The 24,083-nt window shown below is 71.8% G+C and carries 23 protein-coding genes and 2 pseudogenes; 12 read left to right on the plus strand and 13 right to left on the minus strand.

All coding sequences use genetic code 11. The annotated features are described in order from the left end of the window. The 8 genes and pseudogenes from ACWD1Z_RS03620 to ACWD1Z_RS03655 form a co-directional block, all read right to left on the minus strand. On the minus strand, nucleotides 1-1,995 hold the full coding sequence (locus ACWD1Z_RS03620; protein WP_451115141.1) for an NADH-quinone oxidoreductase subunit 5 family protein: 1,995 nt from the start codon (nucleotides 1,993-1,995) through the stop codon (nucleotides 1-3). Then, entirely contained in the window at nucleotides 1,992-2,372 is a 381-nt protein-coding gene (gene nuoK, locus ACWD1Z_RS03625) for an NADH-quinone oxidoreductase subunit NuoK (RefSeq protein ID WP_451115143.1), read from the minus strand. Before nuoK ends, ACWD1Z_RS03620 begins: the two co-directional genes overlap by 4 nt. Continuing rightward, a complete protein-coding gene (locus ACWD1Z_RS03630; protein WP_451115144.1) occupies nucleotides 2,372-2,989 on the minus strand; it encodes an NADH-quinone oxidoreductase subunit J family protein in 618 nt (205 codons plus the stop codon). The genes nuoK and ACWD1Z_RS03630 overlap by 1 nt, the downstream gene beginning before the upstream one ends. Then, on the minus strand, nucleotides 2,989-3,540 hold the full coding sequence (locus tag ACWD1Z_RS03635) for a NuoI/complex I 23 kDa subunit family protein (RefSeq protein ID WP_389415457.1): 552 nt from the start codon (nucleotides 3,538-3,540) through the stop codon (nucleotides 2,989-2,991). The genes ACWD1Z_RS03630 and ACWD1Z_RS03635 overlap by 1 nt, the downstream gene beginning before the upstream one ends. Then, the gene (locus tag ACWD1Z_RS03640) at nucleotides 3,540-4,508 is read right to left on the minus strand and encodes a complex I subunit 1/NuoH family protein (protein ID WP_389415458.1); all 969 of its coding nucleotides are present in this window, start codon (nucleotides 4,506-4,508) and stop codon (nucleotides 3,540-3,542) included. Before ACWD1Z_RS03640 ends, ACWD1Z_RS03635 begins: the two co-directional genes overlap by 1 nt. 422 nt (nucleotides 4,509-4,930) lie before the next feature. Continuing rightward, nucleotides 4,931-6,307 (minus strand): annotated as a pseudogene (locus ACWD1Z_RS03645) (NADH-quinone oxidoreductase subunit C); the annotation flags it as partial. Further along, a complete protein-coding gene (locus ACWD1Z_RS03650; protein ID WP_451115146.1) occupies nucleotides 6,304-7,182 on the minus strand; it encodes an NADH-quinone oxidoreductase subunit B in 879 nt (292 codons plus the stop codon). The pseudogene ACWD1Z_RS03645 and the gene ACWD1Z_RS03650, both read right to left, overlap by 4 nt. Beyond that, nucleotides 7,173-7,592, minus strand: a complete 420-nt coding sequence (locus ACWD1Z_RS03655) for an NADH-quinone oxidoreductase subunit A (RefSeq protein ID WP_451115148.1) — start codon at nucleotides 7,590-7,592, stop codon at nucleotides 7,173-7,175. Before ACWD1Z_RS03655 ends, ACWD1Z_RS03650 begins: the two co-directional genes overlap by 10 nt. 203 nt (nucleotides 7,593-7,795) lie before the next feature. On the opposite strand from ACWD1Z_RS03655, the gene ACWD1Z_RS03660 reads away from it, so the two are divergent. The 5 genes from ACWD1Z_RS03660 to ACWD1Z_RS03680 all read left to right on the plus strand — a co-directional run bounded on the left by ACWD1Z_RS03660 (nucleotide 7,796) and on the right by ACWD1Z_RS03680 (nucleotide 14,666). Next, nucleotides 7,796-9,004 carry a sensor histidine kinase gene (locus ACWD1Z_RS03660; protein ID WP_451115150.1) on the plus strand — a complete coding sequence of 403 codons (1,209 nt, stop codon included), beginning with the start codon at nucleotides 7,796-7,798 and terminating at the stop codon, nucleotides 9,002-9,004. A 112-nt stretch (nucleotides 9,005-9,116) separates the two neighbouring features. Then, nucleotides 9,117-10,454: a sensor histidine kinase gene (locus tag ACWD1Z_RS03665; RefSeq protein ID WP_451115152.1), complete on the plus strand. Its 1,338-nt coding sequence runs from the start codon at nucleotides 9,117-9,119 to the stop codon at nucleotides 10,452-10,454. 283 nt (nucleotides 10,455-10,737) lie between these two features. Next, nucleotides 10,738-11,397 carry a LuxR C-terminal-related transcriptional regulator gene (locus ACWD1Z_RS03670; protein WP_389415645.1) on the plus strand — a complete coding sequence of 220 codons (660 nt, stop codon included), beginning with the start codon at nucleotides 10,738-10,740 and terminating at the stop codon, nucleotides 11,395-11,397. A 268-nt stretch (nucleotides 11,398-11,665) separates the two neighbouring features. Continuing rightward, the gene (locus ACWD1Z_RS03675) at nucleotides 11,666-13,594 is read left to right on the plus strand and encodes a 2-oxoacid:acceptor oxidoreductase subunit alpha (protein ID WP_451115154.1); all 1,929 of its coding nucleotides are present in this window, start codon (nucleotides 11,666-11,668) and stop codon (nucleotides 13,592-13,594) included. Further along, on the plus strand, nucleotides 13,587-14,666 hold the full coding sequence (locus ACWD1Z_RS03680; RefSeq protein WP_451115155.1) for a 2-oxoacid:ferredoxin oxidoreductase subunit beta: 1,080 nt from the start codon (nucleotides 13,587-13,589) through the stop codon (nucleotides 14,664-14,666). The genes ACWD1Z_RS03675 and ACWD1Z_RS03680 overlap by 8 nt, the downstream gene beginning before the upstream one ends. 93 nt (nucleotides 14,667-14,759) lie before the next feature. On the opposite strand, the gene ACWD1Z_RS03685 is transcribed toward ACWD1Z_RS03680, so the two are convergent. Next, nucleotides 14,760-15,158 carry a winged helix-turn-helix transcriptional regulator gene (locus ACWD1Z_RS03685; RefSeq protein ID WP_451115157.1) on the minus strand — a complete coding sequence of 133 codons (399 nt, stop codon included), beginning with the start codon at nucleotides 15,156-15,158 and terminating at the stop codon, nucleotides 14,760-14,762. Nucleotides 15,159-15,249: 91 nt separating this feature from the next. Here ACWD1Z_RS03685 and ACWD1Z_RS03690 point away from each other — a divergent pair, with 91 nt between their 5' ends. Then, a complete protein-coding gene (locus ACWD1Z_RS03690) occupies nucleotides 15,250-16,104 on the plus strand; it encodes an SDR family oxidoreductase (RefSeq protein ID WP_451115159.1) in 855 nt (284 codons plus the stop codon). Nucleotides 16,105-16,282: 178 nt separating this feature from the next. After that, on the plus strand, nucleotides 16,283-17,236 hold the full coding sequence (gene rarD, locus ACWD1Z_RS03695) for an EamA family transporter RarD (protein WP_451115455.1): 954 nt from the start codon (nucleotides 16,283-16,285) through the stop codon (nucleotides 17,234-17,236). An 80-nt stretch (nucleotides 17,237-17,316) separates the two neighbouring features. Here the strand turns inward: rarD and ACWD1Z_RS03700 are convergent. Continuing rightward, nucleotides 17,317-18,471, minus strand: a pseudogene (locus ACWD1Z_RS03700) (MFS transporter); the annotation flags it as partial. Between the two features lie 90 nt (nucleotides 18,472-18,561). Here ACWD1Z_RS03700 and ACWD1Z_RS03705 point away from each other — a divergent pair. Next, nucleotides 18,562-18,996, plus strand: coding sequence for a winged helix-turn-helix transcriptional regulator (locus ACWD1Z_RS03705; protein ID WP_451115160.1), 435 nt, complete (start codon nucleotides 18,562-18,564; stop codon nucleotides 18,994-18,996). Nucleotides 18,997-19,033: 37 nt separating this feature from the next. Beyond that, nucleotides 19,034-19,516 carry a VOC family protein gene (locus ACWD1Z_RS03710; protein WP_451115162.1) on the plus strand — a complete coding sequence of 161 codons (483 nt, stop codon included), beginning with the start codon at nucleotides 19,034-19,036 and terminating at the stop codon, nucleotides 19,514-19,516. A gap of 13 nt (nucleotides 19,517-19,529) precedes the next feature. On the opposite strand, the gene ACWD1Z_RS03715 is transcribed toward ACWD1Z_RS03710, so the two are convergent. Further along, a complete protein-coding gene (locus ACWD1Z_RS03715; protein WP_451115163.1) occupies nucleotides 19,530-20,198 on the minus strand; it encodes a tetratricopeptide repeat protein in 669 nt (222 codons plus the stop codon). Here ACWD1Z_RS03715 and ACWD1Z_RS03720 point away from each other — a divergent pair. The 3 genes from ACWD1Z_RS03720 to ACWD1Z_RS03730 all read left to right on the plus strand — a co-directional run bounded on the left by ACWD1Z_RS03720 (nucleotide 20,179) and on the right by ACWD1Z_RS03730 (nucleotide 22,252). Then, on the plus strand, nucleotides 20,179-20,787 hold the full coding sequence (locus ACWD1Z_RS03720) for a pentapeptide repeat-containing protein (RefSeq protein ID WP_451115164.1): 609 nt from the start codon (nucleotides 20,179-20,181) through the stop codon (nucleotides 20,785-20,787). The genes ACWD1Z_RS03715 and ACWD1Z_RS03720 overlap by 20 nt on opposite strands. 271 nt (nucleotides 20,788-21,058) lie before the next feature. Further along, nucleotides 21,059-21,568: a DUF6668 family protein gene (locus tag ACWD1Z_RS03725; RefSeq protein WP_451115166.1), complete on the plus strand. Its 510-nt coding sequence runs from the start codon at nucleotides 21,059-21,061 to the stop codon at nucleotides 21,566-21,568. A gap of 102 nt (nucleotides 21,569-21,670) precedes the next feature. After that, the gene (locus ACWD1Z_RS03730) at nucleotides 21,671-22,252 is read left to right on the plus strand and encodes a flavodoxin family protein (RefSeq protein WP_451115167.1); all 582 of its coding nucleotides are present in this window, start codon (nucleotides 21,671-21,673) and stop codon (nucleotides 22,250-22,252) included. On the opposite strand, the gene ACWD1Z_RS03735 is transcribed toward ACWD1Z_RS03730, so the two are convergent. After that, on the minus strand, nucleotides 22,249-23,118 hold the full coding sequence (locus ACWD1Z_RS03735; protein WP_451115169.1) for an ABC transporter permease: 870 nt from the start codon (nucleotides 23,116-23,118) through the stop codon (nucleotides 22,249-22,251). The genes ACWD1Z_RS03730 and ACWD1Z_RS03735 overlap by 4 nt on opposite strands. Beyond that, nucleotides 23,105-24,076: an ABC transporter ATP-binding protein gene (locus ACWD1Z_RS03740; protein ID WP_451115171.1), complete on the minus strand. Its 972-nt coding sequence runs from the start codon at nucleotides 24,074-24,076 to the stop codon at nucleotides 23,105-23,107. Before ACWD1Z_RS03740 ends, ACWD1Z_RS03735 begins: the two co-directional genes overlap by 14 nt. Nucleotides 24,077-24,083 lie beyond the last annotated feature (7 nt).

The raw sequence follows: 24,083 nt of genomic DNA on the forward strand, positions 1-24,083 counted from the left end.
TCACGCTCCCGTGGCGACGAGGACGGCGGCGACCGCCAGGACGACGGTTCCGGCGAGCAGAGCGCTCACATAGGTCTGCACATTGCCGGTCTGGGCACGCCGTACGGCGATGCCGAGCCAGCGAGGTAGAGCGCCCGCCCCGCGGACGTAGGTGTCGACGACCTCGCGGTCGAGGAACCGGACGAGACTCGCGCCGGCCTGGACCGGGCGGACGAAGAGGGTCGCGTACACGGCGTCCAGGTGGAAGCCGACGGCCGCGTGGCGGTGCAGCGGGCCGAGCAGGAGACGGCCCGGGTCCGACGGGTCGGGCGCCGAGGCGACGTCTCCGTAGGCGGGCGCGTGGCTGGCGATGGCCTCGGCCTCGACCTGTGCGGCGTCGGCCTGGGGGTGGGCGGCGACCGCGCCCAGCGGGACACGGCCCGCGAGCGCGGTGGTGTGCCGCCAGGCCGCGTAGGTGACGATGCCGCCGACCAGGGCCACGCCGGTGCCGAGGACCGAGGTGGTCAGGGTCGGGGCGAGGTCACGGCCGTCGAACCAGTCGGGCAGCGTTCCGTAGGCGAAGGCGCCGAAGGCCAGCGACGGCACGGCCAGCACCCACAGCACCGAGGTCATGGTGAGCGGCTGCCGTCCGTGGTCGGGGGCCTCGGCTCCGTGGCCGCGGAAGGCCAGCAGCCACAGGCGGGTCGCGTACGCGGCGGTGAGCAGGGCCGTGAGCAGGGCGGCGATCAGGACGATCCAGCCCGCGGCGCCGGGGGCGTGCTCGGTGTGGCCGGTGGAGACGTGCTCGGCGGCGCCGAGGACGGACTCCTTGGAGAAGAAGCCGCTGAACGGCGGGATCGCGGCGAGCGCGAGGAGCGCCACGGTCATCGTCCAGTAGGCGTCCGGGACCCGGGCGCGCAGGTTCCGCATGCGGGACATGGCGGCCAGCGAGTTGGTGCCGGCGGCGTGGATGATCACGCCGGCCGCGAGGAACAGCAGCGCCTTGAAGGCGCCGTGCGACAGGAGGTGGAAGACGGCGGCACCGCGGTCGGCGACGGCGAGGGCGCCGGTCATGTAGCCGAGCTGGCCGATCGTCGAGTAGGCGAGGACGCGCTTGATGTCGTCCTGGGCGAGCGCGCACAGGGCCGAGCCGGCCATCGTGACGGCGGCCATGACGGCCAGGAGGACCATCGCGGCCTGGGATGCCTCGAAGACCGGGAGGAGACGGGCCACGAAGTAGACACCGGCGGCGACCATCGTCGCGGCGTGGATCAGCGCGGAGACGGGGGTCGGGCCCGCCATCGCGTCGGGGAGCCAGGTGTGCAGCGGGAACTGCGCCGACTTGCCGGCCACGCCCGCGAGGAGCAGTACGGCGATCAGCGTGGGGTGGTCGAGGCCGCCGGTCGCGACGGTGCCGAGGATCTCCGTGATGCGGAAGGACCCGGCGTCGGCGGCCAGGGCGAACAGACCGATGAGGAAGGGGACGTCACCGAGCTTGGTCACCAGGAAGGCCTTGAGGGAGGCGGCGCGGGCCTCCGGGGTCTCCCAGTAGTGGCCGACCAGGAAGTACGAGCAGATGCCCATGATCTCCCAGCCGACCAGCAGCACCATCAGGTCGCCGGAGTAGACGACGAGCAGCATCGCGGAGGTGAACAGGGAGACGAGCGCGGCGTACGACGGATAGCGCGGGTCGTCGCTCAGGTAGCCGGTCGAGTAGATCTGCACGCAGGAGGCGACGAGCGCGACCAGCACGGCGACGAGGGCGGCGAAGCCGTCGATGTGCAGGGCGAGGTCGATCGGGACCGAGCCGGTGGGCGTCAGCTCGGTGGCGGCGTTCAGGGCCTGGCCGCCGCCCTGGTCGACGGCGACCCAGACGGCGAGGACAAGGGAGGTGAGCGCCGGCAGGACGGCGAGCGGGCGGACGTAGCCGGGGGCCGTGCGGCCGAGGAGCAGGCCGGCAGCCGCGCCGAGGAACGGAAGGAGGGGGACGAGGACGGCGAGGGTGGTCGTGGTCACGCGGTGGCCTCAGCCTTCTCCTCGACGGGGGCCTGCACGTCCGGGGTTTCGCTCTCGTGGCCCTCGGCGGTGTCGCGGAGCTTGTCGATGTCCGCGGTGCCGCGGTTGCGGTGGACGGCGAGAACGATCGCCAGGCCGATGCCGATCTCGGCGGCGGCGATGGCGATGGTGAACAGGGTCAGGGCCTGGCCGGAGTGCAGGGTCTCCTCGGCGGCCCGGCTGAGCCAGACGTCGAAGGCGACCAGGTTGAGGTTGACGGCGTTGAGCATCAGCTCGACGGACATCAGGACCAGGATCGCGTTGCGGCGGGCCAGCACGCCGTACAGGCCGGTGCAGAACAGGAGGGCGGAGAGCACGGCGGGGTAGGCGAGGTGCATCAGCGGGCGCCTTCCTTGTCGGCCTGGGCGGCTCCCCCGCCGTCCGGTCCGGCGGCGCCGCCGTCGGCCGCGGGCGTGGGGCCGGCCTTCGCCTTGCGGGACAGGACGATCGCGCCGACCAGGGCGGCGAGGAGGAGGACGGAGAGGGCCTCGAAGGGGAGGACCCAGTTCTGGAAGAGGGCCTTGCCGGTGACCTCGGTGGAGCCGGCGGGGGCGCCGTCGAGATCGATCCAGGTGGTGCGGAAGGCGTCGACGACCACCCAGATCAGGGCGGTCGCGGCGGTGAGCGCCACGCCCAGGGCCACCCAGCGGTTGCCGGAGTCGGCGTCCGGGGAGCGGCCGATGGGGGCGCGGGTGAGCATCAGACCGAACAGCAGGAGGACGACCACGGAACCGACGTAGATGAGGACCTGCACCCAGGCGATGAACTCGGCGGTGAGCAGGAGGTACTCCACGGCGAGGCCGCCGAGGGTGACCACGAGCCAGAGGGCGGCGTGCACCAGCTGCCGGGTGGTGACGGTGACCAGGGCCGCGCCGAAGGTGACCAGGCCGACGAGGAGGAAGGTGATCTCCACGCCGGTCGGGGAGAGGAAGCCGTGCGTATCAGCGGCGAGCATCACGGCTGTCCCTCCTGGGGTTCGGCCTGGGCGGCGGCGAGTTTCTCCGCGGTCTTGCGGGCCGCGGCGATCTCCTTGGGCTCCTCCGCGCCGGGGTCGAGGGCGGGCGGGGCCGGCACGGTCCACATCCACTCGCGGAGCTTGTCGCGCTCGTGGGTGAGGTCGCGGATGTCGGTCTCGGCGTACTCGAACTCCGGGGACCAGAACAGGGCGTCGAAAGGACAGACCTCGATGCAGATACCGCAGTACATGCACAGGGAGAAGTCGATGGCGAAGCGGTCGAGGACGTTGCGGCTGCGTTCGCGGCCGCCGGGGGCCGCCGCCGGGACCGTCTCCTTGTGGGAGTCGATGTAGATGCACCAGTCGGGGCACTCACGGGCGCAGAGCATGCAGACCGTGCAGTTCTCCTCGAACAGACCGATCACGCCGCGGGTGCGGGGCGGGAGGTGGGGCTGGGCGTCCGGGTACTGCGCGGTGACGGACTTCTTCGTCATCGTGCGCAGGGTGACGGCCAGGCCCTTGGCGAGGCCGGAGCCGGGGATGGGGGCCATTACTCGATCACCACCTTGACGACGCCGGTGAGGGCGATCTGGGCGAGGGCGAGGGGGACGAGGAGGGTCCAGGAGAGCTTCTGGAGCTGGTCCTCGCGCAGCCGTGGGTAGGTGACGCGCAGCCAGATCACGACGAAGGCGAGAAGGGCGGTCTTCAGCAGGGTCCAGACCCAGCCGAGCCCGTCCTCGCCCCAGGGGCCGTGCCAGCCGCCGAGGAAGAGGACGGTGGTCAGGCCGCACAGGACGACGATTCCGGCGTACTCGGCGAGCAGGAACAGGGCGAAACGCAGGCCCGTGTACTCGGTGTACGCGCCGAAGATGATCTCGGAGTCGGCGACCGGCATGTCGAAGGGCGGGCGCTGGAGTTCGGCGAGGCCCGCGACGAAGAAGACGATCGCGCCGACGATCTGCCAGGGCAGCCACCACCACTCGAAGGCGTGGAGGATGCCGGGCAGGGAGACCGTGCCGGCCGCCATCGCGACGGAGGCGGCGGCGAGGAGCATCGGGAGCTCGTAGGCGAGGAGCTGGGCGGCGGTGCGCAGGCCGCCGAGCAGGGAGAACTTGTTGGCGGAGGCCCAGCCGGCCATCAGCGCGCCGAGGACGCCGACGCCCATCACGGCGAGTACGAAGAAGACGCCCGCGTCGATGACCTCGCCGACGGCTCCTTCGCCGGGGCCGATCGGGATGGCGAGCAGGACGAGGAGATACGGCAGGAGGGCTACGGCGGGGGCGAGCTGGAAGATACGGCGGTCCGCGCCGGCCGGGACCACGTCCTCCTTCTGCGCGAACTTCACTCCGTCGGCCACGAGCTGGGCCCAGCCGTGGAAGCCGCCGGCGTACATGGGGCCGAGGCGGCCCTGCATGTGGGCCATCACCTTGTGCTCGGTCTGGCCGATCAGCAGGGGGAAGGTGAGGAAGACGACGAAGACGACGAGGAGTCGCAGGGTGACGTCGAGCACGTCGTTCACTGCGGGCCTCCTGAGGGGTTCTTTGGGTCTTCGGCGGGGGGTTGGGCGGGGGTGTGGGGGTGGTCGTCGTCGGCGGGGGCGTCGGGGCGTTCTTCGGCCGGGGCGCCGGGCTGGTCTACGGCGGGGGCGCCGGTGCGTTCCTCGGCTGGGGCGTCGGGCTGGGCGCGGGTGAGGTCGCCGGTGTGCTCCTCGGCCGGGTCCTTGGGCGTGGCTTCCGGCGAGGGCCGGGTCGCGGCTTCGGGCGCGACTTCCGGGGAGGGCCGGGTCGCGGCCTCTGGCGCGGCTTCGGGTGAGGAGTCGGTCGCGGCTTCCCGCGCGGGCCCGGTGGGGGGCTCCGGCGCGGCTTCGGGCGAGGGCTCGGTCGCAGCCTCCGGAGAAGACCCGGGCACGGCTTCGGGCGACGACTCGGTCGCAGCCTCCCGCGCGGGCCCGGTGGCAGGCTCCGGCGCGGCTTCGGGCGAGGACTCCGTCGCAGCCTCCGGAGAAGACCCGGGCACGGCCTCCGGCGAGGGCCGGGTCGCAGCCTCCGGCGAGGACTCGGGTGCGGTCTCAGGAGAAGGCCCGGTCGCAGCTTCCGGCGCGGGCTCGGGCTCGGCTGGTGGCGCGGCTTCGCCGGGGGTGGGGGTGCCCTTGGGGGCGTTCTCGGGTGCCGGCGGGGTGGGCCCGGTCGCCGGGTTCTGTTCCTTCTTGGACGGTTCCTCGAAGGCCGGGCGGGCGTGGTGCCAGGGGGCGTCCGCGCTGCGGGGGGCCGCGGGCGGGGTGTCCTCGGCCGCCGGGGGCTGGGTGCGCTGGCTCGCGGAGCCCTCGTTCACGATGCGGGAGCGGCGAGGGGTGGTGTCACCCGCGCCCTCGCGGTCTGCCGCCTCCGTTCCCGCCTGCCGGCTCGCGGAGCCCTCGTTCACGATGCGGGAGCGGCGAGGGGTGGTGTCGCCAGCACCCGCGCGGTCTGCCGCCCCCGTATCCGCCTGCCGGCTCGCGGAGCCCTCGCTCGCGCTGCGGGAGCGGCGGGGCGGGGTCGCCGCGGGGGTGCCCTCCGCCGAAGGCGCCGCCGTACCGGCCGCCGCGGCCTGGCTCGCCGAGCCTTCCGAGGCCGACCGGGCACGGCGTACGGGACGGTCTCCCGTAGCCGCAGTCGAAGCCGCAGCACCCGCACCCGCACCCGCCGCGCGGGCCGGACGTTCGCCCGCCGCGCGGCCCGCGCCCCGCGCCGGGCGGGCCGGGGCAGGCGGGAGCTGGCCCTTGAGCGGGCCCCACTCGTTCGGGTCGGGGACGCCGGGCGGAAGCATCTGGCGGCGCTTGGGGCCGCCGTGTTCGGACTCGCCCGGTTCCTTCGCGCCGGGCCAGGCCTTGGCGACGCGGGCGGCCAGGACGAAGTCCTTGCGCAGGGGGTGGCCCTCGAAGGTCTCCGGCAGGAGGAGGTGGTCCAGCGCCGGGTGGCCTTCGAAGGTGACGCCGAACATCTCGTGCGTCTCGCGTTCGTGCCAGGCCGCGCCCGCGTAGACCGTGATCGCGGACTCCAGCACCGGAGCCTCGTGCGACACCGTCGTGCGCACCAGCAGCCGGCGTACCGGGGCCAGGGCGGCCACGTGGGCGGCGACCCGGAAGCCCGTGCCGGGTTCGTCGACCGCGCTCAGCCAGTCGAAGTACGTGCAGCCCAGTTCGTCACGCGCCGTACGAAGCGCGGAGGTCCAGGACGCCGACGGCACGTCGACGGTCAGGACCTCGTAGGACTCCTCGGCGGTGGCCTCCGCGCCGAAGAGCTCTTCCACGGGGGCGGGCAGCCAGCCGACCGTGCTCATCTCTCCTCCCCCGCGTCCGAAGCCGAACCGGACCCGGACGCCGAACCGGACCCGGACGCCGGACCGGGCTCAGAAGCCGGACCGGACCCGGAACCCGAAGCAGACCCCGACCCGTTGGCCGATCCGGCTCCCGTTCCAGAATCTGCCGCCGACCGGGAACCGGCGCCCCCCGCCGATCCGTTGACCGATTCAGAACCAGCCCCCCCCGATTCCACCGACCCCGCCGACCCCGCCGCAGAAACCGCAACCGCACCCGGAGCCACAGCCGACGCCGCACCCGATCCGGCGCCCTCCGGCTCCGGCCCCTTCACCAACCCACTCTGCAAAGCCGCCGCCGAAGGACGTGCCACTCCGTACCGCTCCCCCAGCGATTCCCGGGCGATCTTCTCCTGGAGTTTCAGGATGCCCTGGAGCAGCGCCTCGGGGCGGGGCGGGCAGCCGGGTACGTAGACGTCCACCGGGATGATCTGGTCGACGCCCTTGGTCACCGCGTACGAGTCCCAGTACGGGCCGCCGCAGTTGCTGCACGCGCCGAAGGAGATGACGTACTTCGGCTCGGGCATCTGCTCGTACAGGCGCTTCACCGCGGGAGCCATCTTGTCGGTGACCGTGCCGGAGACGACCATCAGGTCGGCCTGGCGCGGGCCCGGTGCGAAGGGGATCACGCCGAGGCGGATGAAGTCGTGGCGGGCCATCGACGCCGCGATGAACTCGATCGCGCAGCAGGCGAGGCCGAAGTTGAAGACCCAGAGCGAGTAGCGGCGGCCCCAGTTGAGGACCACCTTCATCGGCTCGGGGGCGAGCCGGGCGAGCGCGCCCAGCCGCTTCGGCTCCGGCAGCAGCACGGGCTCGGAAGAAGAGGGAGTCACGTCCATGTCAGGACGCCCTTCTTGTATGCGTACAGCAGACCCACGGTCAGGAAGCCGAGGAAGATGAACATCTCGACGAGGGTGGTGGCGCCGTAGCCGGGGGCGGCGAAGACGGTCGCCCAGGGGAAGAGAAAAATCGAGTCGACAGCGAAGATCACGTACAGGAAGGCATAGACGTAGTAGCGGACCTGGGTGTGGGCCCAGCCCTCGCCGACGGGGTCGACGCCGCACTCGTACGTCATCAGTTTCTCGGGCGTCGGCACCACGGGCCGCAGCAGGCGCCCGGCGCCGAAGGCGACCGCGACGAACAGCACGCCGACCAGGGCGAGCAGTCCGACGACCGAGTAGGACTGGAAGTACTCCGCCGAGACGACGACACCCTTGTCCGCCGCGACGACGACGGTCGATTCCGGCACGTCCGTCCCTCGCTCCCTGACCTCAGTGAACACAGCCGTTCGACGATCTAGTTCGACGATCTTTACGCACGGGAGTCTAGGCCCTGCTAAAGCGAGCGTAAGCAGCCTGTCACGGCTTCGGGGGCGCGGGTGGGGTTTTCCCCCGGGGAGGGCGGCGGTCCGCCTCATGGCGCGAGTGCCGCTCGACCGGCACGCTAGCCCATATGACCGAACGCCACCCGTCCTCCGACCGCGCCCGCCGTGCCGAACCGGCCGACGGCGACCGGCTGCCGCCGGCCCGTTTCGCCTACGACCGGCACACCTGGAAAGAGATCGCGCATCTGCTGGCGAACCTCCCGATGTCGCTGCTGGGGTTCGTCTATGTCGTGACGATGCTGTTCACCGGGGCCGGGCTGACGGTCACCGTGGTCGGCTTCCCGCTGCTGGCGGCGGGGCTGATGGGCGCCCGGCAGCTGGGCAAGCTGGAGCGGGCGCGGGCCCGCGCGCTGCTCGGGGTGCGGGTGGACGAGCCGAGCCCGCTCCGGCTGCGCGGCAGCCGGAACGGCTTCTTCGCGCAGCTGTGGCTGATGCTGAAGGACCCGGTGGGCTGGCGGACGGTGCTGTACGACTTCATCCGGCTGCCCTGGGGCGTGCTCACCTTCACCATCACGCTGGCCTCGCTGTTCGTGCTGTGGCCGGTGCTGCCGTTCATCGCGCGGGGCCTGGCCAACGCGGACCGGGCGATGGTGCGGGGGCTGTTGTCGCCCTCGGACGAGCTGGAGCGGCGGATCGCCGAGCTGGAGTCCGACCGGGGGGTGGTGGTCGACACGGCCGCCGCCGACCTGCGGCGCATCGAGCGGGATCTGCACGACGGCGCGCAGGCCCGGCTGGTCAATCTGGCGATGGGGCTCGGTCTGGCCAAGGAGAAGCTGCTGGAGGACCCGGACTTCGCCGCCTCGATGATCGCGGAGGCGCACGGTGAGGTGAAGCTCGCCCTCCAGGAGCTGCGGGATCTCGCGCGCGGGATCCATCCGGCGGTGCTGACCGACCGGGGGCTGGACGCGGCGCTGTCGTCGGTGGCCACGCGGTGCACGGTGCCGGTGAAGGTGACGGTCGATCTGGACGGGCGGCCGGCCGCGGCCATCGAGGGCATCGCCTACTTCACCGTCTCGGAGCTGCTGCAGAACATCAGCAAGCACAGCGGGGCCCGGACCGCCTCGGTCGAGGTGTGGCGGACGGACGACCGGCTGCTGCTGCAGGTGTGGGACGACGGGCACGGGGGCGCGCGGCTGGACGGCGGTACGGGGATGCGCGGGCTCGCCGACCGGCTCGGCGCCGTGGACGGGCTGTTCGTCATCGACTCCCCGCCGGGCGGCCCCACCACGGTCACCGCCGAGCTGCCCTGGCGCGACCGGGTGCCGGAGCAGGGGTAGGGAAAACCCCCCGCCCAAGACGCCGACGGACTCCATGGCCCGCCGACCTGCGCCCGAGGAGGGTGGAGGTATCGCGAAGACACAGCCGCACGAGCAGAAACGGACGACGTCGATGGCCACGGAGTACGGACAGGGTTACGGGCTCGGTTTCCCCGAGAGTGAGCGCGCTCACCGGCTGCCCGCCGGGCTGCGGGCGCCGTTCGAGGCGCGGCACTGGCGCGAGCTCGGTTACGTCCTGCTGAGCCTGCCGATCAGCATCCTGCTCTTCACCTACGCGGTCACCATGGTGTCGCTGGGGGCGGGCCTGCTGGTGACGTTCCTGGGGATCCCGGTGCTGGCGGCGGGCCTGGCCGGCTGCCGGGGGTTCGGGGCGATGGAGCGGGCACGCGCGCGTGGGCTGCTCGATCTGGAGGTCGCGGACCCGGAGCCGCTGCGGATGCGCAAGCAGGGCTTCATGGCGTGGATGGGTGCCGTCCTGAAGAGCGGCGCCTCCTGGCGCTCGCTGCTGTACGCGGTGCTGCAGCTGCCGTGGGCGGTCTTCTCCTTCGTGGTCGCGGTGAACTTCTGGGCCATCGGCTGGAGCCTGCTGACGTATCCGCTGTGGTTCTGGCTCTTCCCGCTCTACGGCGGCCAGGGCGGCATCCAGCTCTACGGCGACGAGACGCACCGCATCTACCTCGACAACGCGTTCGAGATCACCGTGACGGCGCTGGTGGGGCTGCTGTTCACGCTGGCGACGCCGTGGATCGTGCGGGCGCTGACGATGGTGGACCGGCTGCTGGTGCACGGGCTGCTCGGGCCGACGCGGCTGGCCACGCGCGTGGTGGAGCTGGAGTCGGGCCGCGGGGTCGTGGTCGACACGGCCGCCGCGGACCTGCGGCGCATCGAGCGCGATCTGCACGACGGCGCGCAGGCCCGGCTGGTGGCGCTGGCCATGGACCTGGGGCTGGCGAAGGAGAAGCTGACGGAGGACCCGCAGGCCGCGGCCCGCATGGTGGAGGAGGCCCACGGCGAGGTGAAGACGGCGCTCCAGGAACTGCGCGACCTGGCCCGCGGCATCCACCCGGCCGTACTGACCGACCGGGGTCTGGACGCCGCGCTCTCCTCGGTCGCCTCCCGCTGCACCGTCCCGGTCGAGGTCCAGGTCGACCTGACCGCGCGGCCGGTGCCGGCGATCGAGGGCATCGCCTACTTCACCGTCTCGGAACTGCTCCAGAACATCAGCAAGCACGCGCGGGCCACCTGGGCGGGGGTGGACGTCTGGCGGGTGGAGAACCGGCTGATGCTCCAGGTCGTGGACAACGGCGTGGGCGGCGCGGACACCTCCGCCGGGTCGGGTCTGGCCGGGCTCGCCGAACGCCTGGACGCGGTGGACGGGATCCTGGTCGTGGACTCGCCGGTGGGCGGGCCCACCCGGATCACGGCGGAGCTGCCCTGGCGGGCGGTGTAGAGCCGTACAGGCGTAAGCGCCGTAGAGCCGTACAGGCGTAGTACGTCCGTCTCCGGTTCCCGGAGGCGGACGTGTCCGTGTGCGCACGCGGCCGGAAATCAGCCCCTTCCGGCCCTCGGATCGGCCCCTCCCGGCCCTCGGATCGGAAAACAGCAGGCCGGGTTATCCACAGGCCCGGTGAGGACCGGCCGATCGCGCGATACTGAGGAGCCGCGGGACCGGGCCGGAGACAGCCGGCCGGGCGCGCAACAGGCTCGGGGGGCCGGACGTCGTGGAGGACAGGGTGCGGGTGGTCATCGCAGAGGATTCAGTGCTGCTCAGAGAGGGCCTGACCCGGTTGCTGACCGACCGCGGGCACGAGGTCGTCGCCGGCGTGGGCGACGGGGAAGCACTGATCAAGACCATCACGGAGCTCGACGCGCAGGGCACACTTCCGGACGTCGTCGTCGCGGACGTACGGATGCCGCCCACCCACACCGACGAGGGCGTGCGGGCCGCCGTACAGCTGCGCAAGGCGCATCCGGGACTCGGTGTGCTCGTGCTGTCACAGTACGTGGAGGAGCGCTACGCCACCGAGCTGCTGGCAGGCTCCAGCCGGGGGGTCGGGTATCTGCTCAAGGACCGGGTCGCCGAGGTGCGGGAGTTCGTGGACGCGGTGGTGCGGGTGGCCCAGGGCGGCACGGCGCTCGACCCGGAGGTGGTCGCGCAGCTGCTCGGACGCAGCCGGAAGCAGGACGTGCTCGCGGGGCTCACCCCGCGGGAGCGGGAGGTCCTGGGGCTGATGGCCGAGGGGCGGACCAACTCCGCCATCGCCCGCCAACTGGTGGTCAGCGACGGGGCCGTGGAGAAGCACGTCAGCAATATCTTCCTGAAGCTGGGGCTGTCCCCGAGCGACGGGGATCACCGTCGCGTTCTCGCGGTACTCACCTATCTGAACTCATGACGTAACTGACACCGCGTCAGTCCCGCCCGGCGGCCCTCGCCGAGCGGGGGAACCACACACAGAACCACACACAGAGCGGAGAGCGTCTTCGAGAAAGCGCCGGGGGGCGCGTAAACCGTGACAAGTCAGGGTGGCGAACCGTCTCAAAACCGTGTCCATCATGCGAATGGCCCGGGGAAGGCGACCTTTACGGACGTAGGGTTGATCCTGTGGGAGGGCCCGCGGGAAGGCCTGTCCCCGACAGCCGCCTCGAGGGAGGTCCAGTTCAGTGACCAGCCAGGTCAGTAGCCCAGCGGAGCAGGCCGACGAAGCAGTTCTGGGAGAGCAGCGCAAACCGGCGACGGCGAAGGACGTCCGCCGGCTGGACCGAGTGATCATTCGGTTCGCGGGGGACTCGGGTGACGGTATGCAGCTCACCGGTGACCGCTTCACCTCCGAGACAGCGGCTTTCGGCAACGACCTGTCGACGCTGCCGAACTTCCCTGCCGAGATCCGCGCCCCCGCCGGCACCCTCCCCGGCGTCTCCTCCTTCCAGCTGCACTTCGCCGACCACGACATCCTCACGCCGGGTGACGCGCCGAACGTCCTGGTCGCGATGAACCCGGCGGCGCTGGCGGCGAACGTGCAGGATCTGCCGCGCGGCGCGGAGATCATCGTGAACACGGACGAGTTCACCAAGCGGGCCATGCAGAAGGTGGGCTATGTCAGCTCACCGCTGGAGGACGGCTCGCTGGACGGCTACCACCTGCATCCGGTGCCGCTGACCACCCTGACGGTGGAGGCCCTCAAGGAATTCGACCTCAGCCGCAAGGAGGCCGAGCGCAGCAAGAACATGTTCGCGCTCGGCCTCTTGTCATGGATGTACCACCGGCCCACCGAGGGCACGGAGAAGTTCCTGAAGACGAAGTTCGCGAAGAAGCCGGAGATCGCGGCGGCGAACATCGCGGCGTTCAGAGCGGGGTGGAACTTCGGCGAGACGACCGAGGACTTCGCGGTCTCCTACGAGGTCGCCCCGGCCGCCAAGACCTTCCCCGTCGGCACCTACCGGAACATCTCCGGGAACCTGGCCCTGTCGTACGGCCTGGTGGCGGCCTCCCGGCAGGCGGATCTGCCGCTGTTCCTGGGCTCGTACCCGATCACCCCGGCCTCCGACATCCTGCACGAGCTGAGCCGGCACAAGAACTTCGGTGTGCGTACCTTCCAGGCGGAGGACGAGATCGCCGGGATCGGGGCGGCGCTGGGCGCGGCCTTCGGCGGCTCGCTCGCGGTGACGACGACCTCCGGCCCCGGGGTGGCGCTCAAGAGCGAGACGATCGGGCTGGCCGTCTCGCTGGAGTTGCCGCTGCTGGTGGTGGACATCCAGCGCGGCGGGCCCTCGACCGGTCTGCCGACCAAGACCGAGCAGGCGGACCTGCTGCAGGCCATGTTCGGGCGCAACGGCGAGGCGCCGGTGCCGGTCGTCGCGCCGTGCACGCCCGCCGACTGCTTCGACGCGGCGCTGGAGGCGGCACGGATCGCGCTGACGTACCGGACGCCGGTCTTCCTGCTCTCCGACGGCTACCTGGCCAACGGCAGCGAGCCCTGGCGGATCCCGGAGCTGGACGAACTCCCGGACCTGCGGGTGCAGTTCGCGCAGGGCCCGAACCACACCCTGGAGGACGGCTCGGCAGCCTTCTGGCCGTACAAGAGGGATCCCCAGACCCTCGCCCGGCCCTGGGCCGTCCCCGGCACCCCGGGTCTGGAGCACCGCATCGGCGGCATCGAGAAGGAGGACGGCACGGGCAACATCTCCTACGCCCCCGCCAACCACGACTTCATGGTCCGCACCCGGCAGGCGAAGATCGACGGCATCGAGGTGCCCGACCTCGAGGTCGACGATCCGCACGACGCGAGGACCCTGGTGCTGGGCTGGGGTTCGACCTACGGCCCGATCACCGCGGCCGTCCGCCGGCTGCGCACCGCCGGACACGGGATCGCGCAGGCGCACCTGCGGCACCTCAACCCCTTCCCGAAGAATCTCGGTGACGTCCTGGGGCGGTACGACCGCGTCGTCGTCCCCGAGATGAACCTCGGTCAGCTCGCCACGCTGATCCGGGCGAAGTACCTGGTGGACGCCCGCTCGTACACCCAGGTCAACGGCATGCCGTTCAAGGCCGAACAGCTCGCAGCGGCTCTCAAGGAGGCCATCGATGGCTGAGACGTCCAGGGAAGGCACGGGCACGATCGAGGCACTCTCGCTCGTTCCCAAGGCCGAGGCCAGGCAGTCCATGAAGGACTTCAAGTCCGATCAGGAGGTGCGCTGGTGCCCCGGGTGCGGTGACTACGCGATCCTGGCCGCGGTGCAGGGCTTCATGCCCGAACTGGGCCTGGCGCGGGAGAACATCGTGTTCGTCTCGGGGATCGGCTGCTCCTCGCGCTTCCCGTACTACATGAACACGTACGGCATGCACTCCATCCACGGCCGCGCGCCCGCGATCGCGACGGGTCTCGCGGCCAGCCGGCGGGACCTGAGCGTGTGGGTGGTGACCGGGGACGGCGACGCGCTGTCCATCGGCGGCAACCATCTGATCCACGCCCTGCGCCGCAACGTGAACCTCAAGATCCTGCTGTTCAACAACCGGATCTACGGCCTGACCAAGGGCCAGTACAGCCCGACCAGCGAGCTGGGGAAGATCACCAAGTCGACGCCGATGGGCTCGCTCGACGCGCCCTTCAACCCGGTGTCGCTGGCGATCGGCGCGGAGGCGTCCTTCGTGGCGCGGACCGTCGACTCCGACCGCAAGCACCTCACCGAGGTGCTGCGCCAGGCGGCCGCGCACCCCGGCACCGCGCTGGTGGAGATCTACCAGAACTGCAACATCTTCAACGACGGTGCCTTCGACGCCCTGAAGGACAAGCAGCAGGCCCAGGAGGCGGTCATCCGCCTGGAACACGGCGAGCCGATCCGTTTCGGCACCGACGGGGCGCGGGGCGTGGTCCGGGACCGGGCGACGGGTGATCTGAGGGTGGTGACGGTGACGCCGGAGAACGAGGCGGAGATCGTGGTCCACGACGCCCACAGCGCCTCGCCGACCACGGCGTTCGCCCTCTCCCGGCTCGCCGACCCCGACACCCTCCACCACACCCCGATCGGTGTGTTCCGCAGCGTCGAGCGGCCCGTCTACGACACGCAGATGGCCGACCAGCTGGACGCGGCCATCGAGCAGAACGGCAAGGGCGACCTGGCCGCGCTGCTGGCGGGCGGCGACACCTGGACGGTCGTCGGCTGACCGACCGGCCGATCAGGGCCCGGGTACCGCAGGGTGCCCGGGCCCTCTGCCGCAGCCGCGCCCCTTCGACCCCGCCCCTTCAGCCCCGCACCTTCAGCCCCGCCCCTTCTCCGCGTCGTACCGCTCCCGGGCCGCGTTGACCTCCCCCATCCGCCGCACCGTCCACTCGGCGAGCCCCCGCACCTGTTCCGCCGCCTCGCGGCCGAGGCCGGTCAGGGAGTAGTCGACGCGCGGGGGGATCACCGGCTGGGCGTCGCGGTGGATCATGCCGTCGCGTTCCAGGGTCTGGAGGGTCTGGGTCAGCATCTTCTCGCTGACCGGGCGGACCTCTCCGATCGCCCGGCGCAGTTCGCTGAAGCGGCGGGGCCGGTCCAGCAGGTGGATCAGGACCAGGACGCCCCAGCGGCTCGTCACATGCTCCAGCACCAGGCGGTACGGGCACATCGCCTCACCGTCGGGCTGCCCTTGGCGCGTCCCCTCACTTACCGTCATGCCAGTACCTTACTTCAAAGTGGGTACTTTCCAATAGTTAGCGCTCCTTCTAGGGTCGATGACATCACCCACCTCCCAAGGAGCCCGCATCATGAGCATCGTCGTCACCGGAGCCACCGGAAACCTCGGCCGCCACGTCGTGGAGCAGTTGCTGGACAAGGTGCCCGCCGACCGGATCACCGCCGTCGTGCGCACCCCGGAGAAGGCGGCGGACCTCGCGGCCAAGGGCGTCCGGATCGCCGTCGCCGACTACAACGCGCCCGAGACCTTCGACGGCCTGTTCGCCGCGGGCGACAAGGTGCTGCTGGTCTCCGGCAACGAGTTCGACAAGGGCCGGGTCGCCCAGCACCAGGTCGTCATCGAGGCCGCGAAGGCCGCCGGTGTCGCCCTGCTCGCCTACACCAGCGCCCCGGGCAGCCTGACGGCCGCGCTCGCCGACGACCACCGAGGCACCGAGGAGGCGCTCACCGGCTCGGGCGTGCCCTACGTCCTGCTGCGCAACGGCTGGTACCACGAGAACTACACCGAGAACCTCGCCCCCGTGCTGGAGCACGGCGCCGTCGTGGCCGCCGCCGGCGAGGGCCGGGTCTCCTCCGCCGCACGCGCCGACTACGCCGCTGCCGCCGTCGCCGTACTGACCGGCGAGGGGCACGAGAACACGGCGTACGAGCTGGGCGGCGACGAGGCGTGGAGCTTCGCCGAGTACGCGGCCGAGCTGAGCCGGCGGACCGGCCGGGAGATCGCCTACAACGCCGTCTCCGGCGAGGTCATGAAGGGCATCCTCGGTGGCACGGGGATGCCGGCGCCGTTCGCCGACATCCTCGTCGGGGTGGACGCCGCCATAGCCAAGGGCGAACTGGTCGTCTCCTCCGGCGACCTGTCCCGGCTCACCGGCCGTCCGACCACGCCGTTCTCCGAGGCCATCGCCGCCGCGCTCAAGGACTGACGCCCCCCGTGACCGGGCGCCACCGCGTGTCATGACCGTATGACGATACGGGCATGACAGGCGAGGGTGATCGGCGCTACCTTCTTCGGGGCGAGGACGACCAGAAGGAGGGCCCGTGAGCGGGAAGCCGAAGGGCGAGCGGCACATAGGTCTGCTGAACGGCTTCGCGGCTTATGGGATGTGGGGGCTGTTCCCCCTGTTCTTCCCGCTGCTCAAGCCCGCCGAGCCGGTCGAGGTGCTGGCCCACCGGATGGTGTGGTCCCTCGTCGCGGTGGCGCTGGCCCTGCTGGTCGTACGGCGCTGGAAGTGGGCCGGTGAGCTGCTGCGCCGGCCGCGCAAGCTCGCGCTCATCGCCGTCGCCTCGGCCGTCATCGCGGTCAACTGGGGCGTCTACATCTGGGCCGTGAACAACGACCGGGTCGTCGAGGCCTCGCTCGGCTACTTCATCAACCCGCTGGTCACCATCGCGATGGGCGTGCTGCTCCTGAAGGAGCGGCTGCGTCCCGTGCAGTGGGCGGCGGTCGGGATCGGCTTCGCCGCGGTCCTGGTGCTCACCATCGGCTACGGCCGGCCGCCGTGGATCTCGCTCGTCCTCGCCTTCTCCTTCGCCACCTACGGCCTGGTGAAGAAGAAGGTCAACCTCGGCGGCCTGGAGTCGCTGGCCGCCGAGACCGCCATCCAGTTCCTGCCGGCGCTGGCGTTTCTGCTGTGGCTGTCGGCCGACGGCGGCTCCACGTTCACCACCGAGGGCCCGGGACACGCGGCGCTCCTCGCGACCACCGGCCTGGTCACCGCGCTGCCGCTGGTCTGCTTCGGCGCGGCGGCCATCCGCGTGCCGCTGTCCACCCTGGGGCTGCTGCAGTACCTGGCGCCCGTTTTCCAGTTCCTGCTCGGCATCCTCTACTTCCGCGAGGCCATGCCCGCCGAGCGCTGGGCCGGGTTCGCGCTGGTGTGGCTGGCGCTGACCCTGCTGACCGCCGACGCCTGGCGCTCCGCGCGCCGCCGGTCCGCCCGGGCGCCGAGGGCCGATATCAGCAACCCCAGCGCCACCATCGCGACCGGCACCACCAGTGCCGTACGGAACGCGGACAGCGTCTCCTCGGGTCCCGGCCCGGTGGACGCCAGGCCGTAGACGGCCGTCACCGCGGAGATGCCGATCGCCGAGCCGAACTGGGTGGCGGTGGTCAGCAGCCCGCTCGCCAGGCCCTGCTCCCGCTCGGCGACCCCGTCCGTCGCCGCGATCGTCAGCGGCCCGTAGGCCAGCGCGAACGCCAGGCCCGCGACGAACAGCGTGGGCAGCATCGCGGCGTACGGCCAGTCCGGGCCCACCGGCAGGAACAGCGCGTAGGCGACGACGGCCAGCGCGAAGCCGCCGACGATCACGCGGGTGTTGCCGTACCGGGCGACCAGCCAGGGCGTCAGGGTCGGCGCGAGGATCATGTCGCAGCCCATGATCACGAGGGCGAGCGCGGTCTGCAGCGAGGACCAGCCGCGCAGTTCCTGGAGGTAGAGCGTCACCACGAACTGGAAGCCGAAGAAGGCGCCGACGAAGAGCAGCGCCCCGAGGTCGGCGCGCACGACGGATCCCACCCGCAGGATGCCCAGCCGGACCAGCGGATCGGCGGTGCGGCGCTCCACGACCACGAAGGCGGCGGCCAGCAGCACCGCCGCGAGCGCCGCGCCCGAGGTCAGCGGCAGATCCTCCAGACCGTGTTCCAGGCGTACGACGGTGTAGGCGGCCAGCAGCATGGCGCCGGCGGCGATGATCGCGCCGGGCAGGTCGAAGCTCCGTCCGCGGGCGCGCGGACCGTCCTGCCGGGGGACCAGCCGCACCGCCGCGAGCAGCAGGGCGGCGCTCAGCAGCACCGGCGCGAAGAAGACCCACCGCCAGCCCAGCTCGGTGAGGAGTCCGCCGGCCACCAGGCCGAAGGAGAAGCCTCCGGCGGCGGTACCGGCGAAGATCATCAGGGCCTTGTTGCGCCGGGGGCCCTCCTCGTACGAGGTGGTGATCAGCGAGAGCGCGGCCGGGGTCATGAAGGCGGCGGCGACGCCGGTGACGAAGCGGGCGAGGACCAGCATCCAGCCCTCGGTGGCGAAACCGCCGAGGCCGGAGAAGCAGAGGAAGACGGTGAGCCAGAGCAGGAACATGCGGCGCCGGCCCAGCAGGTCGGCGGCCCGGCCGCCGAGCAGGGTGAAACCGGCGTACCCGAGGACGTAGGCACTCATGACCCAGGCCGCGGTGCCGGTCGTGAGCCCCAGATCGGCTCTGATCGACGGGATCGCGACGGCCATCATGGCGACGTCGATGCCCTCCAGGAAAATCGTTCCGCAGAGGACGAACAGCAGGGCCCAGGCGCGGGTGCCCATAGGAACACTCCAGGAAAGAGAGGGGAGTTACGCGAAAGAGGGTCGGTTCCCTCTTGTAACCACCCCCACCCTGCGGCACCATCGGCAGACATGGAAGAAGGCACTTCTCAGTCACCGAGTAACTGCGCGAGCACCGTGGACTACGGCGACGCCGACCCCTTCCAGTGGGACACCCGCGAGGACTGCCAGGTACGGCAGATCCTGGACCGGGTCGCCGACAAGTGGTCGCTGCTGGTCATCGCCCTGCTGGAGAACCGGCGGCTGCGCTTCACCGAGCTGCGGCGCGAGATCGACGGGGTCAGCCAGCGGATGCTCACCGTCACGCTGCGGCAGCTGGAACGGGACGGGCTGGTGAAGCGGACCGTGCATCCGGTGGTGCCGCCTCGGGTGGAGTACGAGCTGACACCGCTGGGCGGGACCCTGCACGCGACGATCCAGTCGCTGGTGGACTGGACGGAGCGGCACCAGCGGGAGATCGCGGAGGCGCGGGAGGCGTACGACAAGAGGGAAGCCGCGGCCCACTAGGACAGTTCCCGACCTGATGGGCCGCTATAAGGGACCCATGACACAGGTTCCCGATTCCGCGTCCGCACCCGCGCCGCTGCACTGGAAGCTCGTCGTGGACTGCGCGAGCCCGCAGGCGCAGGCCGACTTCTGGGCCGCCGCGCTGCACTACGAGGTCGAGGACAACCACGCGCTCATCGAACGGCTGCTGGAACTCGGCGCGCTGCCCCGTGAGGCCACCGTCGAGTTCCGTGCCCGGCTCGCCTTCCGGGACCTCGTCGCCGTACGGCATCCCGAGGACCCCTTCGACCCGGACAGCGGGACGGGGCTCGGGCGGCGGCTGCTGTTCCAGCGGGTGCCGGAGGAGAAGACCGGCAAGAACCGGCTCCATCTCGACCTGCACGCCCCCGAGGGGCGGCGGGAGGCGGAGGTGGAGCGGCTGCGGGGGCTCGGCGCGAGTGTGCTGCGGGAGGTGAAGGAACCCTCCGGTCAGTGGGTGGTGATGGCGGATCCGGAGGGGAACGAGTTCTGCGTGCAGTGAGCCGCCGGGGCCTCTATCGGTTGCGGGCTCGCTGCGCGAGGCGGCCCATGCGGGTCCGGGCCGCGGTCAGCTTCTCGGGTTCTTCGGCGGCCGGGCCGGCTTCCGCCGCGAGGACGGCCCACAGGGCGATCAGGTCGTGGCCGAGGCGCAGGCCCTGCTCGGGGTCGCGTACGGCTCGCCAGGCGGTCGCCGCGCTCAGGACGTTGCCGTAGGCGGCCTCGGCGTCCTGGGCGCGGTGGTGTATCCGGGCCAGGTCCAGGGAGAGGGTGAGGGCCTGCGCCGGTTCGCCCGCCAGGTAGGCGATGTACGCGGTCAGTTCGCGCAGCTGGAGCACGTCGGGGTGCTCGGGGCCCAGTGACTGCGCGGCCTCTGCCACGGTCCGCTGGGCGAGTTCCGCCGCCTCCTGGGTGCGCCCGGCCCGGACGGCCTCGTTGATCCTGGTCACCGGTTCCGCGAGGAGGGTGGCGGTGGGGGGCTCGTCACCGAGTACCGCCTCGGCGACGGCGTCGAAGCCCCGGGGCGGGGTCGGGGGTTTGGGTCCCGGGTCCACTCCGGGGTCGAAGGCCGGGTCCGGGGCCGCCGGTCGGGAAGGGTGCGGTGACCGTGGGGCGCCGACCGGGGGCGGGGCGTCGCGCACGGGCACGTCCCGCACGGGCACGTCCGTGACCGGCGCGTCCCTCACGGGCGTCTCCCTGACCGGCATGTCCCTGACCGGCGCGTCCCTCACGGGCGTCTCCCTGACCGGCATGTCCCTGACCGGCACGTCCCTCACGGGCGTCTCCCTCACCGGCATGTCCCTGACCGGCACGTCCCGGACTGGCGCGTCCCCGACCGGCGTCTCCCTCACCGGCGCGTCCATCACCGGCGGCGGGCCGAACGCGCCCGTCGGTGGGGCGACCGTGCCGGGGACGGCGTCCCGTACCGCCCGCAGGGGGAACGTGGGAGCGGGTTCCCGGACGGCCCGCGGCGGCTCGGGCGGAAGCGGTACGGCCGACTCCGCTCGCGGCGTCGTGTCCACCGGCTCCCCCATCAGCGCGCTCGACCCGTCCAGGTTCACCAGGAGCGGCACCACGTACCCGATCCGGTCGTCCCGGATCGTCGCCCGCACCGGGGTCCCCGCAGCGAGAGCGATCCGGTGCAGGTGGGTCAGGACGGTCTGCTGGATCTCCTCGCCCGGAACCGCAGCGACCGGAACACCACCGACCGACGCGCCTCCCCCGCCGTCCCCCGGCACCCGGACCTCTATCGGCGCCGCCGCGGAAACCGCCTGAGCCGCAGAAGCCGTAGAAGCCGTAGAGCCCCTGGCAATTCCAGGACCGCCAGAAGCCGCAGAACCCACGGAAGCTCCCGCATCCACCGCCCGCTCCTCCCCCTGTTCCCGCTTCTTCGCGCGGCTGAGTCGAGACATCGGTTCCTCACTCCCTGGCAGCACCTACCGTCGAGTCTCTCCGCAGGTCCCCGCCACACACGTCACCGAGTCGTCACAGCCTCGTTCCAGGACCCGCCCCCACATCGATGGCGTGACGAGGGGCGCGCGCGGGCATGCCCACCGACGTGCGACAGGGACCGGAAATCTGGATCCGCGGGCCGGTGGCCGTACCTCAAGCACCACCGCCGCCCAGCCCGCCCGCCGGAGTCACCCCCCGGCGCTACTCCTGGGTCGGCACCCACGGCGGCGCCGGCGTCACCACCCTGGCCCTGGTCTACGGCGGCCACGACTGCGGGCGCGACTGGCCGGGGCCCGGCGCTCCGCGCTCCGTCCTGCTGGTCGGCCGTACGCACGCCGCCGGCCTCGACGCCGTACTGCGCGCGCTGGACGCCTTCCGGCACGGGCCGGTGCCGCCCGGACTCGACCTGGACGCGGTCGTGCTCGTCGCCGACGCGCCGGGCCGGCTGCCGCGCCCGCTCGCCCGGCGGGTGAAGGCGATCGAGGAGGTCATCGACGTGTACCGGGTGCCCTGGGTCCACGACTGGCGGCTCGGCGAGCGGGCCGGGGGCCCGCCCCGGGAGACCGAGGCGCTGGCCCACCTGACCGGCATCGGGCGACGGTAGCGGGCGGACTCCGGATAATCCCCCTCGACAACTTCTTGCGTACGCATATAATGCAGATGCAGTTTGTTCGCGTACGCCGACCATTCGCCTTCTGGGGGACCCATGACCCGCCGTTTCCTGTTCGTCCTGGGCAGCAGCCGCGACGACGGCAACACCGAGACGCTCGCCCGCCGCGCCGCCGAACAGTTGCCCGAGGACGTCGAGCAGCAGTGGATCGATCTCGCCGCCCGTCCGCTGCCGGACTTCGTGGACCTGCGCCACGACAGCGACCGTGTCCGCCCGACCGAGGGCCCCGAAGCGCTGCTGCTCGACGCCACCCTCGCGGCGACGGACATCGTGATCGTCTCCCCGCTGTACTGGTACTCCGTGTCCGCCCACACCAAGCGCTACCTCGACTACTGGGCCGGCTGGCTGCGCACCCCCGGCCTCGACTTCAAGCCGACGCTGGCCGGGCGCACCCTCTGGGGCGTCACCGTGCTCGCCGAGCACGAGCAGGTGGTCGCCGACCCGCTGATCGGCACGCTCAACAACTCGGCCGCGTACATGGGCATGCGCTTCGGCGGAGTGCTGCTCGGCAACGGCAGCAAGCCCGGTGACGTACTCAACGACGCCGACGCGCTGACCCGCGCGAAGACGTTCTTCCAGGGGGAGACCCCGCTCGCGCGCTTCCCCCACGAGAGTTAGGCCGTGATGTCCTTCGTCGTGAACCTCGCCCAGGCCGCCGAGCCGAACACCGCGGCGTACAGGGCCTGGAGGCCGAGGTTCTTGACCAGGTCGTCCCAGTAGACCGGTTCGCGCATCAGGTCGGCGAAGGACAGCCAGTAGTGGGAGAAGAAGTACGGCTGGAGCGCGTCCAGTTGGGGGATCTGGTCGAGGATCTGGACCGTGATCAGCAGGCCGACGGTCGTGGCCATCGCCGCGATGCCGCTGTTGGTCAGGGTGGAGACGAACAGGCCGAGCGCCGCGACCCCGGTGAGGGACGCGGCGACGACCAGCGCGATCAGCAGCGCGCGGCCGAGTCCCTCGCCGAAACCGATCCGGGTACCGGAGATCGTCGTCAGGTCCCCCAGCGGGAAGAGCAGCGCGCCCACCGTCAGCGCCGAGACCGCGACCACGAGCGTGGCCAGCAGACAGAAGGCCATCGTGGTCGCGTACTTGGTGAGCAGCAGCCGGGTGCGGCCCGCGGGGGCGACCAGCAGATAGCGCAGGGTGCCCGCGTTCGCCTCGCCGGCGATGGCGTCGCCCGCGATCACGCCGACCGCCATCGGCAGGAAGAACGGCAGTGTCGCGGCGAGCGCGGTGAACACCAGGAACAGGCCGTTGTTGGTGATCTGCGCGACGAACGCGGGGCCTTCGCCACCGCCGCCGCCGGCCGAACCGCCGTCGCCGGTCTCGATCTTCACGGCGACCCCGACCAGGACCGGCACGGCGGCGAGGACGCCCAGCAGGGCGAGGGTGCGCCAGCGGCGCAGGGTCGTCCACCACTCGTTGCGCAGCAGACCGAAGGTCCATCCCCCGCGCACCGGGGCGGTGGGTTCAGCCTGCGACATCGAAGCCCTCTCCCGTCAGCGCCAAGAACGCGTCCTCCAGGGAGGCCCGTTCGACCCCGAAGCCACGGACGCGGACGCCCGCGGTCACCAGAGCGGCGGTGAGTTCCGCCAGGTCCCGGTCGGGCGGCTCGGCCGTCACCCGGTCCTCGGCTACCACGACATCACTCGCGCCCTGCTCCTTCAGCACCCGGGCGGCGTCCGCGGTGTCGGGGGTGGTGACCAGGAGCCTGCCGCGCATGCCGGCCACGAGGTCGCCGACCACGCCCTGGGTGACGAGCCGGCCCCGGGCCATCACGGCCGCGTGCGTGCACACCTGCTCGATCTCGTCGAGGAGGTGGGAGGAGAGGAAGACGGTCGTGCCGTCGCAGGCCAGTTCCCGTATCAGCGCGCGGATCTCGCGCATCCCCTGCGGGTCGAGGCCGTTGGTCGGCTCGTCCAGCACCAGCAGGCGGCGCGGCTGGAGCAGCGCGGCGGCCAGGCCGAGCCGCTGCTTCATGCCGAGCGAGTACGCCCTGGCCTTCTTGGCCGCGGCGGCCGTCAGGCCCACCCGGTCCAGTGCCGCCGCGACGCGCTCGCGCCGGGTGCGCGGGTCGGCGGTCGGGTCGGCGGCGTCGTAGCGCAGGAGGTTGTCGCGGCCGGAGAGGAAGCCGTAGAGGGCGGGGCCCTCTATCAGGGCGCCCACGTGCGGCAGAACGGAGCGGGCGGCCCGGGGCATGGGGCGGCCGAGGACCCGGGCCGTGCCGGAAGTGGGCTCGATGAGGCCCATCAGCATCCGGATGGTGGTGGTCTTGCCGGAGCCGTTGGGGCCGAGGAAGCCGAAGACGCTGCCCGCCGGGACGGTCAGGTCGAGACCGTCCACGGCGAGTTGTCCGCCGCGGTAGCGCTTGGTGAGAGCGCGGGTGACGATCACGCCGTCACCCTGCTCCGGCTTCGGCTCCGCGGCGGACGTGTCGGTCATGGGTGCC

The organism is Streptomyces sp. NPDC002784, from assembly GCF_053592135.1.

What these genes read in the sequence shown, in the direction of transcription:
- nuoK (WP_451115143.1), bottom strand. Translation starts at nt 2,372, where the DNA reads ATGCACCTCGCCTACCCCGCCGTGCTCTCCGCCCTCCTGTTCTGCACC.
- ACWD1Z_RS03630 (WP_451115144.1), bottom strand. Translation starts at nt 2,989, where the DNA reads ATGCTCGCCGCTGATACGCACGGCTTCCTCTCCCCGACCGGCGTGGAG.
- ACWD1Z_RS03635 (WP_389415457.1), bottom strand. Translation starts at nt 3,540, where the DNA reads ATGGCCCCCATCCCCGGCTCCGGCCTCGCCAAGGGCCTGGCCGTCACC.
- ACWD1Z_RS03650 (WP_451115146.1), bottom strand. Translation starts at nt 7,182, where the DNA reads ATGGACGTGACTCCCTCTTCTTCCGAGCCCGTGCTGCTGCCGGAGCCG.
- ACWD1Z_RS03660 (WP_451115150.1), top strand. Translation starts at nt 7,796, where the DNA reads ATGACCGAACGCCACCCGTCCTCCGACCGCGCCCGCCGTGCCGAACCG.
- ACWD1Z_RS03665 (WP_451115152.1), top strand. Translation starts at nt 9,117, where the DNA reads ATGGCCACGGAGTACGGACAGGGTTACGGGCTCGGTTTCCCCGAGAGT.
- ACWD1Z_RS03680 (WP_451115155.1), top strand. Translation starts at nt 13,587, where the DNA reads ATGGCTGAGACGTCCAGGGAAGGCACGGGCACGATCGAGGCACTCTCG.
- ACWD1Z_RS03685 (WP_451115157.1), bottom strand. Translation starts at nt 15,158, where the DNA reads ATGACGGTAAGTGAGGGGACGCGCCAAGGGCAGCCCGACGGTGAGGCG.
- ACWD1Z_RS03690 (WP_451115159.1), top strand. Translation starts at nt 15,250, where the DNA reads ATGAGCATCGTCGTCACCGGAGCCACCGGAAACCTCGGCCGCCACGTC.
- rarD (WP_451115455.1), top strand. Translation starts at nt 16,283, where the DNA reads ATGTGGGGGCTGTTCCCCCTGTTCTTCCCGCTGCTCAAGCCCGCCGAG.
- ACWD1Z_RS03705 (WP_451115160.1), top strand. Translation starts at nt 18,562, where the DNA reads ATGGAAGAAGGCACTTCTCAGTCACCGAGTAACTGCGCGAGCACCGTG.
- ACWD1Z_RS03710 (WP_451115162.1), top strand. Translation starts at nt 19,034, where the DNA reads ATGACACAGGTTCCCGATTCCGCGTCCGCACCCGCGCCGCTGCACTGG.
- ACWD1Z_RS03725 (WP_451115166.1), top strand. Translation starts at nt 21,059, where the DNA reads ATGCCCACCGACGTGCGACAGGGACCGGAAATCTGGATCCGCGGGCCG.
- ACWD1Z_RS03730 (WP_451115167.1), top strand. Translation starts at nt 21,671, where the DNA reads ATGACCCGCCGTTTCCTGTTCGTCCTGGGCAGCAGCCGCGACGACGGC.
- ACWD1Z_RS03735 (WP_451115169.1), bottom strand. Translation starts at nt 23,118, where the DNA reads ATGTCGCAGGCTGAACCCACCGCCCCGGTGCGCGGGGGATGGACCTTC.
- ACWD1Z_RS03740 (WP_451115171.1), bottom strand. Translation starts at nt 24,076, where the DNA reads ATGACCGACACGTCCGCCGCGGAGCCGAAGCCGGAGCAGGGTGACGGC.